Source organism: Streptomyces sp. B93 (assembly GCF_018070565.1).
Taxonomy (GTDB): domain Bacteria; phylum Actinomycetota; class Actinomycetes; order Streptomycetales; family Streptomycetaceae; genus Streptomyces.
Map to the genome: position 1 here is coordinate 238,724 of NZ_JAGPXL010000004.1, position 14,690 is coordinate 253,413.

At 73.6% G+C, this 14,690-nt stretch carries 11 protein-coding genes; 7 read left to right on the forward strand and 4 right to left on the reverse strand.

Translation table 11 applies throughout. From position 1 onward, the window contains the following. Positions 1–37 precede the first annotated feature (37 nt). Complete coding sequence (locus KBY47_RS06280; protein ID WP_210919915.1) at positions 38–1,000, reverse strand: bifunctional lysylphosphatidylglycerol flippase/synthetase MprF; 963 nt, start codon at positions 998–1,000, stop codon at positions 38–40. After that, entirely contained in the window at positions 984–1,469 is a 486-nt protein-coding gene (locus KBY47_RS06285; RefSeq protein WP_210919916.1) for a hypothetical protein, read from the reverse strand. Before KBY47_RS06285 ends, KBY47_RS06280 begins: the two co-directional genes overlap by 17 nt. Positions 1,470–1,620: 151 nt before the next feature. Here KBY47_RS06285 and KBY47_RS06290 point away from each other — a divergent pair, with 151 nt between their 5' ends. The 5 genes from KBY47_RS06290 (at position 1,621) to KBY47_RS06310 (ending at position 10,509) form a co-directional block, all read left to right on the forward strand. Further along, positions 1,621–3,042, forward strand: a complete 1,422-nt coding sequence (locus tag KBY47_RS06290) for a PLP-dependent aminotransferase family protein (RefSeq protein ID WP_210919917.1) — start codon at positions 1,621–1,623, stop codon at positions 3,040–3,042. Between the two features lie 121 nt (positions 3,043–3,163). Beyond that, positions 3,164–4,738, forward strand: a complete 1,575-nt coding sequence (locus KBY47_RS06295; protein ID WP_210919918.1) for an alkaline phosphatase — start codon at positions 3,164–3,166, stop codon at positions 4,736–4,738. 146 nt (positions 4,739–4,884) lie between these two features. After that, the gene (locus KBY47_RS06300) at positions 4,885–6,288 is read left to right on the forward strand and encodes an SWIM zinc finger family protein (protein ID WP_210919919.1); all 1,404 of its coding nucleotides are present in this window, start codon (positions 4,885–4,887) and stop codon (positions 6,286–6,288) included. Next, positions 6,285–8,957, forward strand: a complete 2,673-nt coding sequence (locus tag KBY47_RS06305) for a DUF6493 family protein (protein WP_210919920.1) — start codon at positions 6,285–6,287, stop codon at positions 8,955–8,957. Before KBY47_RS06300 ends, KBY47_RS06305 begins: the two co-directional genes overlap by 4 nt. Before the next feature lie 133 nt (positions 8,958–9,090). After that, complete coding sequence (locus KBY47_RS06310; RefSeq protein ID WP_210919921.1) at positions 9,091–10,509, forward strand: GNAT family N-acetyltransferase; 1,419 nt, start codon at positions 9,091–9,093, stop codon at positions 10,507–10,509. Positions 10,510–10,608: 99 nt separating this feature from the next. Here the strand turns inward: KBY47_RS06310 and KBY47_RS06315 are convergent, their stop codons facing one another. Next, positions 10,609–11,808, reverse strand: coding sequence for a PLP-dependent aspartate aminotransferase family protein (locus KBY47_RS06315; protein WP_210919922.1), 1,200 nt, complete (start codon positions 11,806–11,808; stop codon positions 10,609–10,611). A 60-nt stretch (positions 11,809–11,868) separates the two neighbouring features. Here KBY47_RS06315 and KBY47_RS06320 point away from each other — a divergent pair, with 60 nt between their 5' ends. Then, positions 11,869–12,360 (forward strand): Lrp/AsnC family transcriptional regulator, encoded by a 492-nt coding sequence (locus tag KBY47_RS06320; protein ID WP_210919923.1) that lies wholly within the window; start codon positions 11,869–11,871, stop codon positions 12,358–12,360. A 48-nt stretch (positions 12,361–12,408) separates the two neighbouring features. Then, positions 12,409–14,136, forward strand: coding sequence for a DUF885 domain-containing protein (locus tag KBY47_RS06325; protein WP_210919965.1), 1,728 nt, complete (start codon positions 12,409–12,411; stop codon positions 14,134–14,136). A 47-nt stretch (positions 14,137–14,183) separates the two neighbouring features. Here KBY47_RS06325 and KBY47_RS06330 read toward each other — a convergent pair whose 3' ends face one another. Next, a complete protein-coding gene (locus tag KBY47_RS06330) occupies positions 14,184–14,660 on the reverse strand; it encodes a rhodanese-like domain-containing protein (protein ID WP_210919924.1) in 477 nt (158 codons plus the stop codon). Between the last annotated feature and the right edge of the window lie 30 nt (positions 14,661–14,690).

A 14,690-nucleotide genomic window follows, 5' to 3' on the forward strand; every position in this document is an offset into this window, starting at 1 on the left:
CGTCCAGTCCTCCAGGGTCGGTTCGGAACACCGGTGGTCATACGGCGTTGGTGGCGCGCAGCAGCTGCCACACGGCGCCGAGGCGGGGCCTGCCCTTGAAGGCGAGGTACTCGGGGAGGACCGCGTGCGGGGCCCACTTCTCCTTGTACTCGAGCTGGGAGGCGGCCGGGTAGATCGCCGTGCCGTGCTCGGCGAGCAGCCGGGCGAACCGGGTGAACGTCCGGCTGGCGCCGGGCAGTTCGTGCTCGTCGGCGAGCCCGGTGAACGGCGTGAACCCGAAGTGCAGCCACCCGGCGCCGTCCTCGGTGAAGCGCTCGATGACGGTGGCGTTGAGCGCCTCCATGACTCCGGGGGGCGCGTCGGGCAGGCGGCGGCTGAGGTCGTGCAGCCAGCCGGGGCGGCTGCCGTAGACGGGCGAGTAGTTGATGTACCCGACGGCCTGGCCGTCGACGCGGCCGACGAACAGCCTGCGGTGCTCCTGGAGGGGGCCGGTGCGCTGGCCGACGAGGAACCGCAGCTCCTTGACGTGGCGGCCCTTGTCGCGCAGCCAGCGGTCGTCCAGCCGGTCCAGCTCGCCCAGGTCGTCGTCGGGCCGCAGCTCGACGACCTCGAGACCCGCGCGCCGGGCCCGCGAGATCTTGTTGCGCAGCCGCACGAACTTCGAGCCGCGCAGGGTGAATCGGGCCAGGTCGACGGCGTACGACGCCCCGATCTGGTTGACCGTGAACCCATGGCGCGCGTACAACTCGGCGTCCTCACGCTGGAGTTGTACGGCGACCAGGCGCCTTCCGGCGTGCTCGGCGAAGGACGTGAGCAGCCGCGCGCGGTGTTCCGGCGCGGTGAACGGGCCGCCGAATTGCAGTACGTACCGACCGGAGCGGCGATATGCACAGGCGCCGTCGAAGCGTTCGTCGCGGAAATAGTCGTTGCCGCTGTTCAGGGCGAGAAAGGAACTGGGGTTGTCACTGTGTGCGGCGAGCGTGTCAAACACCGACTGCATTCTTGCCCTCCATCGGGACCCGCGCGTTCTTCTTTCCGTACCGCTGCTCGAATTCCCGGTAGGCCGGGTCGGTCTCCGGTTCGAAGGCGACACCGAAGGGTTTCAGGGAGTTCCCGAAGAGCGCCCGGTCGCCCATGAGGTGGATGGGAAGCGCGAGGAGCGCCCATTCCGGCCTGACGAACAGCGCCCACGCGCCGGCCAGCACACCCGCCGTGACCAGGCTGTGCATGGTGTTGTAGGCCACGTAGTAGCCGCGCGGGACGCTCTTGTCCCGGCTGCGCCGGAACGCGATGGCGCCGGGAACGTAGCCGATGACGTCGATCACCGCGAAGAACAGCACGAAAACCCACCAACGGATTTCGGAATGGTGCTGGAAGGCGAGCACGAGCGAGACGACGAAAGCGGCCAGCCATTCGAGCCGGGAAAGCGCGAAGGTGGTCTTCGTCTCGAAACGGTTCTTGGCATCCACAGGCGCTCCAGGAATTGCGCGTACGGTACCGGGGCGCGACATCAGCCTGCCCCCTCGCTGCGGTCATTCACTCTGTTTACGCGGGAGTTGACGCAACCCCTCGCGGAACACGGGCGCGGAACACGGGCATCGCCGTCTAAGGTCCACAGGCATGACGTCGTCGCCGTCCGGGCCGCCCGCCGCCCGGGAACTCCTCCTCGCAGCCGCCGCCGCACCCGCACGCGCGCGTGGCCGCACGCTCCAGGCCGCGCTGCGTGCGGCGGTCCGCTCGGGGCGGCTGGCGCCGGGCACCCGGCTGCCGTCGAGCCGGGACCTCGCCGCCGACCTCGGGGTGTCGCGCGGGCTGGTGACGGAGACGTACGAGCAGCTGACGGCGGAGGGGTACCTGCGCTCCGGGCGGGGCGCCGGGACGTGGGTGAGCGAGGCGGTGCGGGCCGCCCGCCCACGCGCGCGTGACCTCGCCCCCCGCTCCCCCGGCGCCAAGGTCGGGTTCGTGCCCGGCACCCCGGACCTGTCGCTGTTCCCGCGTGCCGCCTGGACGGCCGCCCAGCGCGGCGTGCTGGCCGAACTGCCGCACCAGGACCTCGGCTACCCCGACCCGCGCGGTCTGCCCCGGCTGCGCACGGCGCTGGCCGGGCTGCTCGCCCGCCGCCGGGGTGTGGTCGCGGACCCGGAGCTGCTGGTGATCGTCTCCGGGGTGACCCAGGCGACGACCCTGCTCGGGCACGTCCTGCACGCGCGCGGGCTGCGGGCCGTCGGGGTGGAGGACCCGGGCAGTCCGCACCTCGACGCCCTCTACCCAACCACCGGGGTCGGCGTCGTCCCGCTGCCCGTGGACGACGAGGGGATCGCGCTCGGCCCGCTGCGGTCGTCCGGCGTCCGGGCCGTGCTGACCACGCCGTCGCACCAGTTCCCCACCGGGATCGCCTACTCCGCGCGGCGCCGCGTCGCACTCCTCGACTGGGCGCGGTCCGTCGACGGGATCGTCCTGGAGGACGACTACGACGGCGACTTCCGCTACGACCGCGCGCCCGTGGGCGCCCTCCAGGGACTCGACCCGGACCACGTGGCCTACGCCGGGTCGGTCAGCAAGTCCCTCGCCCCCGGACTGCGGCTGGGCTGGCTGCTGGTGCCCCAGGCGCTGGCGGAGGAGGTCGTGACGCGCAAACGGGCCATGGACCTCGGGCATCCCACCCTCGACCAGGAGATCTTCGCCCGCTTCCTGGAACGCGGCGACTACGACCGGCAGTTGCGCCGCGCCCGCCAGGCCTACCGGGAGCGGCGCGACACGCTGGTCGCGTCCCTGGCCGAGCACTTCCCCGGCACGGAGGTGACCGGCATCGCGGCCGGGCTGCACGTCATCGCCACGCTGCCATGGGGGTACGGCCCAGGGGAGCGGTTCGTGGCGCGCGCGGCCGAGGCCGGGGTGGCGGTGCGGACGGTGGCGGCGTACCGGCACGCGGGCACCGAGCACGACGACGGACCGGTGGTGCGGCTGGTCCTGGGGTACGCCCAGCTGCCGCCGTCGCGGATCCGGGAAGGGGTGCGGCTGATGGCGGAAGCGGTGATCTGACCCTGGGGCCGGTGTCGTGGCCGGGTCGGCCAGTTGTTCACTTCCGGTTTGCGTGGGCGCTGCGGCGCCCCAGTAGTTGTGGCAGGTCACACCGGCCGGATTCCGCCCTGGAGGTCCACCCATGTCCCACCGTCCGTCCCCGGGCCGCCGCAGCGTACTGCGCGGCTCCCTCGCGGCGTCGGCCGCGCTGTCCCTGCCCGGCGCCCTCGGCGCCGCCCCGGCGCTCGCCCTGTCCGGCCGTCCCCGGGCGGGCTGGGGCGTGCAGACCGGTGACGTGACCGCGAACTCCGGCCTGGTGTGGGTGCGTTCGGACCGCCCGGCCCGGATGATCGTGGAGACGTCCGCGACCGAGTCGTTCCGCAACCCGCGCAGCTGGCACGGCCCGCTGCTGGGCTCCGGCAGCGACTTCACCGGCACCACCCGGCTGCACGGACTGCCGCCCGGCGAGCAGATCCACTACCGGGTACTGCTCGCCGACCCGGACGACCCGCGCCGCACCGGTGAGCCGGTCACCGGCACCTTCCGCACGGCGTCGGTGCGCCGCCGCGACGACGTGCGTTTCGTGTGGTCCGGCGACCTGGCGGGCCAGGGCTGGGGCATCAACCCCGACTTCGGCGGCTACCGGATCTTCGACGCGATGGCCGCGCTCGACCCGGACTTCTTCCTGTTCAGCGGCGACACCGTGTACGCGGACGGCCCGATAGCGGCGACCGCGGCGCTGCCCGACGGCGGCACCTGGCGGAACATCACCACCGAGGAGAAGTCCAAGGTCGCCGAGACCCTGGCGGAGTTCCGCGGCAACTTCCGCTACAACCTGCTCGACGACAACCTGCGGCGGTTCAACGCCCAGGTCCCGTCGATCGTCCAGTGGGACGACCACGAGGTCACCAACAACTGGTACCCGGGTGAGATCCTCACCGACGCCCGGTACACCGAGAAGAGCGTCGACGTGCTCGCCGCCCGCGCCCGGCAGGCGTTCTCGGAGTACTTCCCGATCTCGACGCTGCGCCGCCCCGGCGGCCGGGTGCACCGGGTCCAGCACTACGGCCCGCTGCTGGACGTCTTCGTCCTGGACATGCGCACCTACCGCAACGCCAACTCGACGGACGACCAGACCACCGACGAGCAGGGCATCCTCGGCCGCGAGCAGCTGTCGTGGCTCAAGCGTGAGCTGTCCCGCTCCCGGGCCGTCTGGAAGGTGATCGCCTCCGACATGCCGCTCGGCCTGGTCGTGCCGGACACCGGGGACGGCAGGCCGCACATCGAGGCGGTCGCGCAGGGCGACCCGGGCGCTCCGCTCGGCCGCGAACTCCAGATCGCCGAGCTGCTGCGGTACATCAAGCACCGGAGGATCACCGGCACGGTGTGGCTGACGGCCGACGTGCACTACACCTCGGCGCAGCACTACCAGCCGTCGCGGGCCGCGTTCACCGACTTCGAGCCGTTCTGGGAGTTCGTGTCGGGGCCGCTCAACGCCGGGGCGTTCCCCGCCAACGCCCTCGACGGCACCTTCGGTCCGGAGCGGGTGTTCGTGAAGGCGCCGACGGCGTCGAACGTGTCCCCGGCCGGTGGCTACCAGTTCTTCGGCGAGGTCGGCATCGACGGCGACAGCGCGGAACTGACGGTCCGGCTGCGCGAACAGGACGGCACGGTGCTGTTCACCAAGGTGCTCCAGCCGGGCCGGGTCGGCCAGTAGGGCGCGTCCCGTACCCTCGATCGCGTGCCGCGCACCGGCGTCATCCCCCGGTGCGCGGCGCGGGTCCCAGTGCGCCGAACTCACCTGCCGGGTTGGCGTTTTCGCAGGTCAGGTCGATTGTCAGTGGCCGCCTCTACGGTTTTCCCATGACGCGATCGATGCAGGCCGTGACCTATCGGCGACCCTCCGTGCTGGAGCCCGCGGTGGGCGGACGGCGCCTCGGGCTGGAGACCTCCCGGGGCGCGACGTCCTCCGGTGTGCAGGACCATCCACAGTTCTTCGCGGGCTTCCTGACGTCGCCTCAGGTGGCGTCGGCGGGCCTGCTGGCGGTCGCGGACGTGGCCGCCGCCCGGTACTACCAGCAGCAGCTGCGGGCCTCGCTGGACCCGGTGGTGACGGGCAACGGCGACCGGCTGCGCTTCGAGTCCTTCTCCGGCTGCGGCGGGGTGTACGCCCGCCTGGACGTGCTGTCGGCGGGCCTCGACGGCGGCGAGGTGGGGCACGGCACCACCAACGTCGACGTCAACAACCCACTGCGCGAGGCGTTGTCGAGGATCGGCACGGACGATCCGCTGCACCTGCGGGTCGGCCCGCAGGAGCTGGCCGTGACCACGCTGGACGGGCCGGTGGTGGAGAAGAAGGTGCCGCTGCCCGACCGCTGGCTGCGGGGCTTCGCCGAGGCGCAGGTGATAGCGGCCGACTTCGAGCTGCGGGCCGAGCTGCCGGCGGCGGAGGCCGTGCGGTTCCTGCGGTCGCTGCCGCGCGGCGGGGCACGGGGCGCGTCCGGCGGTGCCCGGTGGGTGGTGCCCGCCGGGCGGGGGCTGCGGCCGACCACCTGGGCGGTGCCCGGCGCGGTGTGTCTGCCGGGCCCGGAGCGGCTGATCGCCCTCCAGCGGGTGCTGCGGCACGCGACGGCCCTGCGGGTGTACGGCCCCGCCGCGACGGCCGCCGCCGTGGCCAGCGCCTGGGAGGTGGTCCTGCCGGGCATGCGGCTCACCCTGACACTGTCGCCGGACGCCTCGCGCGGGTTCTCCGGCGAGGGCGGCGTGCTGGACGCGCTCGCCACCGACGAGGCGGCCGAGGACGCCGAGCTGATCTCGGTGCTGCTGGCCTGGGAGCCGCGCATCGACGTCACCGACCTGGCCGCCGCCTCGGGGCTGCCGGAGGCGCGCGTGCGGGCGGCGCTGATCCGCCTCGGCACCTCCGGCAGGGTGGGGTACGACCCGGCGGAGGCCGCCTACTTCCACCGGGAGCTGCCCTACGACGCCGAGCGCCTCGAGCGGCACAACCCGCGGCTGCGGTCGGCCCGGGCGCTGGTGGCGGCGGGCGCGGTCACCATGGACGGTGGACTCGCTACGGTGACGGCCGAGGACGGCCATGCGCACCGGGTGCGGGACGAGGACGGGGTGCTCAGTTGCAGCTGTCTGTGGTGGGCCAGGTACCGGGGCGGGCGCGGTCCCTGCAAGCACGCGCTGGCGGTGCGGATGGTCCGGCGGGGCGCCGGGGAGCGGGTCGGGTCGATGACGACGGTTGACGGGGGTGCGCGATGAGTTCGCTGCTGGAGCTGGTGCGGGCGGGCCGTACGGCGGAGGTCGTGGGGCTGCTGGACGGTCTGACGGACGCCGAACGGCGCGGTCATGTCGCCGAGCTGAAGGAGCTGCGCAAGGAACTGCGCAAGGAGCCCTGGAACTCACAGGCGCGGCGCGCCTACCCTGCGCTGCATGCCGCGGGGGCGGCCTGCCAGACGGGGGCCGCGGGGGCGGCGAGCTGGCTCGCGGCGGCCGACATGCGCTGGTCGGGGGCGTCGCCCGCGGTGTTGCTGCATGTACTCGGGGACCGGGAGGCGGACTGGCTGGCCGATGTGGCGCACCGGCTCGCCCAGCGTCCGGCGACGGCCTGGGTGCCGTACGAGCTGATGGCGGGACTGGTGCGGCTGGCCGGCTGTGCGGCGCCGACGACCGACGCCTATGTGCGGGGGTGGGCGGAGCACGTCCACGGCTCCTGGCAGTGCGGGGGCACGCTGCTGGACCGGCTGCGCAAGGACCCGCATCTGGTGCCGCTGGTCGGCGCGCTCTTCGAGACGGACGACATCGGCGGTCGGCTCGGCTGGCCGGACCACGACGGGCCGGACAGCTGGACCGGCGCCCTCGCCGGGCTCACCGCGGAGGGCGTGCTGGACCGCCGTAGGACGGTGGACGCGTGCGTGGCCCGGCTGCTGCGAGGCGGCCCGGCCGTCGATCTCCGCCTGTTCCTGCGGCTGTTGAAGGCGCTGGAGCTGAGCCGGGACGAGGAGCGGGAGCGGATCGCCGACTGGCTGGCGCTGGCCGCGGACGCGGCGTCGCCGGTGGCCGCGCACGCCCAGTCGGTGCTGGCGGCGCTGGCGCTCGACGGTGAGCTGGCCCCGGGGCGACTGGCGGAGATGTCGGGCGCGGTGCTCTTCCGCAGCGAGAAGAAGCTCGTGCGGGCGCAGTTGGTGCTGCTCGGCAAGGTGCTGGCGCGCAACGCCGACGCGGCCGGTGAGCTGCTGCCCGCGGTGGCGGAGGCGTTCGGGCACGAGGACTCCGATGTGCAGGAGCGGGCGCTCAAGCTCGTGGAGCGGCATCTGAGGAAGGCCGACTCGCAGGAGCTGCGGGCCCGGCTGGGGTCGGACGCCGAGCAGTTGATCCCCGCCCTGCGGGCCCGGGCGGCGCGGACGCTGGGCGTGGACCCGATGCCCGCGGCGGCGACGGTGTACGCCGAGGTGCTGCCGCCCGTGCCGGAGCCGGTGCGGCTCTCGCCCGCCCCCCGGACGGCGGTGGAGGTCGCCGAGGAGGTGGGCGCCGTACTGGCGTCGGGGGACGACGTGGGGGCGTTCGAGCGGGTGCTGGACGGGCTGGTGCGCCACGCCCACGACGACTGGGCGGCATTGGCCGAGGCACTGGAACCGGTCGTCTCACGGCAGTGGTGGGGCGGCGGTGACACCGCCTTCGCGCACCGCACGGACGACTACTTCAGCCCGTCCCACCTGGGCTTCTTCTTCCCGTCGCACGGACTTGACCTGCTGCTGGCCACCGTACGGGGCCGGGTCCGCACCTCCACACTGCGCCGGGCGGTGACCCAGGAGACCGGTCGCCGCGCGTGTGTGCACGGCGCCCTGGCCGGTGCCTTCGAGGCCCGCCTGTGGGAGGTGGCGTACCGACTGGCCACCAAGCCGCTGCCGCTGCTGCTGTCCACGCCGACCTGGAGCACGGGCCTGCTGGAGCCGGACGAGCTGGTGGACCGCCTCGACACCTACCGGCGGCTGGGGGCAGAGGTGGCGGCGGCCGACTTCGCCCAGGCCCTGCTGCGGGTGCGCCGCTCCGACCGTGCGGCTGCCTCGGCGGCGGCCGAGCGGGCGGCCGCCCTCGGCACCGCGGAAGGCGCCCGGCTGGCGCGCTGGCTGACCGCCCCGGAGGCCGTCCCGCCCACGCACGGGCGGGTGACCGCGGGCAGCCGGATCCTGGTCGAGTACGGCGACGTCCCCGAACTGTGCGATGTCGGGGAGGACTTCCCGGCGGACTTCCAGCCCCTCGCCCGTCCGGTGGACGACCTGAAGAGGTCACGGGGCTGCCCGCACTGGGACGCGGCCATATACGCGCACTGGCTGACCCTGCTCCCCGAGCGGCGGGAGCTGGTGGCGGCGCGGCTGCTGGGCGACCTCTCCGATCTGGCCGTCAATGACGACCGGGGCACCGCCGCGATACTTCCCGCGCTGGCCGAGTCCGGCGGCGAGGCGGGCGACGCGCTGCGGCTGGGCCTGGCCTACGGTCTGGGCGCACGCCATCCCGAGGACCGGCTGGCCTCGGTGGACGCGCTGCTGGTGCTGGCCGCCCGTGGGCAGCTCGACGCCGCCGGGCTGGGCGCCGACCTCGGGGAGCTGGTGCGGCGGGGCGCGGTGAAGCCGCTGCGGCTCGCCGAGTCGGCGCGGACGGCGGCGTCCACCGGGGCGCACGGCACGGTGTGGGGGATGCTCCGGCACACCCTGCCCGTCCTGCTGGCCGAGCTGGCGACGGGCGGCGGGCCCGCTCCGGCGCGCGGTCTGGGCGAGCTGCTGGCGGTGGCCGCGGAGTGCGCGGAGCGGTCCGGGGCGCGGGGCGAGCTGCCGCATCTGGCGGGGGCGGCGGACCGGCGCGGTTCCTCGCGGCTCGTGTCCCAGGCCCGGCGGCTGCGCGCCGCGCTGGCCGAGGAGGTGGCCGCATGAGATTCCGGGCACCGCTCCCCACGGGCGCCGCAACACAACCGCAATAAAATCTGCAAAAGGTACAGATCCACACTTTACCGATCAGTCACAGAGCGTTCGTGATCACGCAACACCCTTCCTTCACAGTGGTCTCATGACTCCGAACATGTCTGATGTGACACGAGCGAAAGACGGACGTCCCGTGCACCACTGGCGACGCGACGTGGTCGAACTGGCCGCGCTCTTCACCGCGGTGGCGGTGGCGGACGCCGTGGCCAACCTGATCGGGCACGGCCCGGACGGTCCGGCGCTGCTGGTGATCTCCGCGGTGGTGCTGCTGGCCACCGCCGCCTTCCACACCTGGTGGTCACGCCGCCACGGGCACGCTCCGCCGACGAGCGATACCCGTGCCCGGCCGCGCCCCACCGCGGAACAGACCGGGCCGTCCGAGGCTTCCTCCCCCGCCACCGAGGACGCGACCGGCAAGAGCGTGCTGTGGCGGATGCGCACCACGGTGCAGGACGAGCCGGGCTCACTGGCCGCGCTGTGCACGGCACTCGCCGGGCACCGGGTCGACATCCTGAGCCTCCAGACGCATCCGCTGGGCCACGGCACCGTGGACGAGTTCCTGCTGCGCAGCCCTGCGGCCCTGGCGCCCGCCGAGATCACCCGTGCGGTCGCCCGGGCCAAAGGCTCCGGCACCTGGATCGAGCGGGCCGACGCCCACGACCTGGTGGACGCGCCGACCCGGGTCCTCGGCCTGGCCACCCGCACCGCCCTGGACGCGGCAGAACTCCCGCTGGCGCTGCGGCAGTTGCTGGGCCGGTGCACCATCCGGTCGCTCCCCCCGGCCCCGGGCGGGCAGGGGGCGACGGAAGACGGCCCCGAGGACGGGATGCCGGAGGACACGGTGATGCGGCTGCGTTCACGGGAAGGCGGCGTGATCACCGTGGAGCGGCCGTATCTGCCGTTCACCCCGACGGAGTTCGCCCGGGCGCGCGCCCTGGTGGAGCTGGACACCCGGCTCGGCCCGCGCATCCCGCACGGGCAGGACGTGCTCACCCTGCCCGAGGGCAACGCGATCACCGTCCGCCGCGCCGACGAGCGTGATCTCGACGCCGCGAAGGCGATGCACGAGCGGTGCTCGACGAGGACGCTCCAGCTGCGGTACCACGGGCCGGTCAAGGACGCCGACCGCTATCTGAACCACCTGCTCAGCCCGCGGTTCGGGCGGACGCTCGCGATGCAGACCACCTCCGGGCGGATCGTCGGGCTCGGTCATCTGCTGTGGGACGGCGACGAGACGGAGGTCGCGCTGCTGGTGGAGGACGAGTGGCAGCGCCGCGGCATCGGCGGGGAACTGCTCGGCCGACTGGTCGCGATGGCCGTCGAGGCGGGCTGCGAGAGCGTGTACGCCGTGACGCAGGCGTCCAACACGGGCATGGTCGCCGCGATGCGCGGACTCGGGCTCCCTCTCGACTACCAGATCGAGGAGGGGACGTTGGTGATCACCGCGCGACTGGACGCGACGGCAGTCGCTGCGCCGGCTTGGCAGGAGCGGAGCCTCAGTTAGAGGGCTGTCCCGGGAGGGTGGCTACCGCCGCGCCGTCGTGGCTGGGCACGCGGGTCCCCGCGCCCCGAGAGGGGCGCGGGGTGCCAGTTCACGGCCTGCTCACACGCCCGGCCCCGTCCGGTGCCCGGCGCCCGCCGCGGCGTGCTCCGCGGGACCCTGGCCGAGGGCACCGTCCAGGTCGGCCCACAGGTCGTCCACGTCCTCCAGGCCGACCGACATGCGCAGCAGCCGGTCGCTGACCCCGGCGCCGCGGCGGTCGTCGGCGTCGACGATGCGGTGGCTGATGGAGGCCGGGTGCTGGATGAGGGTGTCGACGCTGCCGAGGCTGACGGCCGGGGTGATGAGGCGGACGCCGCCGATGACCTCGTGCGGGTCGCCGTGCGTCTCGAAGGCGACCATGGCGCCGCCGATGCGCGGATAGTGCACGGCGGCCACGCGCGGGTCGGCGGCGAGACGGCGCGCGAGTTCGGCGGCGTTCTCCGAGGCGGCGCGCACCCGCACCGGCAGCGTCGACAGACCGCGCAGCAGCAGGTATCCGGCCAGCGGGTGGAGCACTCCCCCGGTGGCGAAGCGCACCTGCCGCAGCCGTCCGGCGAACTCCTCGTCGCAGGCCACCACGCCCGCCATGACGTCCCCGTGCCCGCCGAGGTACTTCGTGGCGCTGTGCAGCACCAGACGCGCGCCCTGCTCGAGGGGCCTTTGCAGCACGGGAGTGGCGAAGGTGTTGTCCACCAGCAGCGGCACCGACCCACAGGCGTGTGCCAGGGCCCGCAGATCGGTCTCGGCGAGGGTCGGGTTGGCCGGGGACTCGACCATCACCAGGCCCGTGTCGGGGCGCAGCGCGTCGGCGACCCCGGCCGGGTCGGTCCAGGTGACCTCCGAGCCCAGCAGCCCCGCGGTCAGCAGATGGTCGCTGCACCCGTACAGCGGCCGTACGGCGACCACGTGCCGCAGCCCGAGGGAGGCCCGGACCAGCAGGACCGCGCTCAGCGCGGCCATGCCGCTGGCGAACGCGACGGCGGCCTCGGTGCCCTCCAGCCGGGCCAGCGCGGTCTCGAAGCGTGCGACGGTCGGATTGCCCAGGCGGGCGTAGACGGGCGGACCGTCCGGTTCGGCGCCGGTGGCGGCGAACGCGTCGATCCGGGCGGCCTCGCCACGGCTGTCGTACGACGGGTAGGTGGTCGACAGGTCGATGGGCGCGGCGTGCAGCCCCTGCCGGGCGAGGTCGTCGCGTCCGGCGTGCACGGCCTCGGTGGCCAGGGCCCGGCGGGCGGCAGGTATGTCCATGGGGGTGTCCATGCACGGCAGGATGAACGTCGAACGGGCGGGAGGGGCGAGACCCCGTGCTACGTTCGGCGGGTGGCTGACTCCGTCGAACTGGATCCGGTGGACCTGGAGCTTCTGCGCTTGTTGCAGAACGACGCCCGGACGACGTACCGGGACCTCGCGGCGCAGGTCGGGGTCGCGCCGTCGACCTGTCTCGACCGGGTGACCCGGCTGCGGCGGGCCGGGGTGATTCTCGGCCATCAGCTGCGGCTGGACCCGGCGAAGCTCGGCCGCGGCTTGCAGGCGCTGCTGTCCGTGCAGGTCAGACCGCATCGCCGGGAGCTGGTGGGACCGTTCGTGGAGCGTATCCGGGCGCTGCCGGAGTCCCGGACCGTCTTCCATCTCACGGGCCCCGACGACTATCTCGTCCATGTCGCGGTCGCGGACATGGCCGACTTGCAGCGCCTGGTCCTGGACGAGTTCACGTCCCGGAAGGAAGTGGCCCGGGTCGAGACCCGGCTGATCTTCCAGCAGTGGGACTGCGGCCCCTTGCTGCCGCCTACGCCCTCGGCGCAATCGGGCTGACGCGCGGCGGATCATCGTACGAGGATGGTCCGCATGTCAGAGACGAGCATGCCAGGAAAGAGCCAGCCGGAGACCAGCCACCCGGAGACCGACAGCCCGAGCCCGCTGCCCCGCGCGGTCGCCGACGCCTATGTCGACGAGTTCATCGCGCTCGACCCGATCACCGGTACGTATCTCGGTGTGCGGGAGTGCTCCAGCCGACTGCCCGATCTCTCCCCGGCCGGTCAGGAGGCGATGGCCGAGCTGGCCCGGACGACGCTGGCGAAGCTGGACGAGGCGGAGCGGCAGCCCGGCGCGGACAGTGACATCGAGCGCCGGTGCGCGCGCCTGCTGCGCGAGCGGCTGACCGCCGAACTCGCCGTGCACGAGGCGGAGGAGGGCCTGCGCGCGGTCGGCAATCTGGGCATGCCGCCGCACTCGGTGCGTGAGGTGTTCACCGTGACCCCGGCCGACACGGACGAGGACTGGGCGGCGATCGCCGAGCGGCTGCGCGCGGTTCCGGCGGCGCTGGCGGGTTACCGCGAGTCCCTCGCCCTCGGTCTGGACCGCAAGCTGTACGGGCCGCCGCGGCCGACCGCCACCTTCGTCGAGCAGCTCACCGAGTGGTCCGGCGCGGACACCGGGGGCCGGGGCTGGTTCGAGGACTTCGCCTCGGCCGGCCCCAAGGCCCTGCGCGCCGAGCTGGACGAGGCCGCCCGGTCGGCGACCGCCGCCGTGCTGGAGCTGCGGGACTGGATGCGCGATGTGTACGCGCCGACGATCGAGGGCGCCCCGGACACGGTGGGCCGGGAGCGGTACGCCCGCTGGGCGCGCTACTTCAACGGCACCGACCTGGACCTGGACGAGGCGTACGCGTACGGCTGGTCCGAGTACCACCGGCTGCTGGGCGAGATGAAACAGGAGGCGGAGAGGATCCTGCCGGGCGCCGCCACGCCATGGGTCGCGCTCGCGCACCTCGACGAGCACGGGCGGCACATCGAGGGCGTCGACGAGGTCCGTGAGTGGCTCCAGGGCCTCATGGACGAGGCGATCGAGGCGCTGGACGGCACGCACTTCGAGCTGGCCGGGCCGGTGCGGGCGGTGGAGTCGCGGATCGCGCCGCCCGGCGGTGCGGCGGCCCCGTACTACACGGCCCCGTCGGAGGACTTCAGCCGCCCGGGCCGCACCTGGCTGCCGACGATGGGCCACACCCGCTTCCCGGTCTACGACCTGGTCTCGACCTGGTACCACGAGGGCGTGCCGGGCCATCACCTCCAGCTCGCGCAGTGGACGTACGTGGCCGGGAAGCTCTCCCGCTACCAGGCGACGCTCGGCCAGGTCAGCGCCAACTGCGAGGGCTGGGCGCTGTACGCGGAGCGGCTGATGGACGAGCTGGGCTTCCTCACCGACGCGGAGCGGCGGCTGGGTTACCTGGACGCGCAGATGATGCGGGCGGCGCGGGTGATCGTGGACATCGGGATGCACCTGGAGCTGGAGATCCCGGCGGACTCCCCGTTCCGTCCGGGCGAGCGCTGGACTCCGGAGCTGGCGCAGGAGTTCTTCGGCTCGCACAGCAGCCGTCCGGCGGACTTCGTGGAGAGCGAGCTGACCCGCTATCTGACGATCCCGGGCCAGGCGATCGGCTACAAGCTGGGCGAGCGTGCCTGGCTGCTGGGCCGTGACCGGGCCCGCGAGCGGCACGGCGACGGCTTCGACCTCAAGGCGTGGCACATGGCCGCCCTCTCCCAGGGTTCCCTGGGCCTGGACGACCTGGTGGACGAGCTGTCCCGGCTGTGACCCGGTGCCGGTGGCGGGACTCCCCGGTCCCGCCACCGGTCAGGGCGTCAGCACCCGCAGTCGTCCCCGGCCCACGGCGCGGTCAGCGGGTCGGCCGGGCGGCGCTCGGTGCCCTGCCAGGTCTCGAACTCGAAGCCCTCCCGCACCCAGTACTCGAAGCCGCCGAGCATCTCCTTGACCTGGTAGCCGAGTTCGGCGAGGGCGAGCGCGGCCCGGGTGGCGCCGTTGCAGGCGGGCCCCCAGCAGTACGTCACGACCGGCACCGACCGGTCGAGGAGCCGCTCGGCCTGCTCGGGAATGAGCGCGGTGGGCAGGTGGACCGCGCCCGGGACGTGGCCCTGGTCCCAGGACTCGGTGGAGCGGGAGTCCAGGACGACGAAGCCCGGATCGCCGTCGGCCGCGAGCGCGGCGGCCACGTCGGAGACGTCGGCGTGGAAGGCGAGGCTCGCCCGGAAGTGGGCGGCGGCCTCGGCGGGGGCGGCGGGGGCGACCCGCAGGACGGGGTTCACGGCGGTGGTGGTCATGCCAGAAATCTACGATCATGGACACGGCCG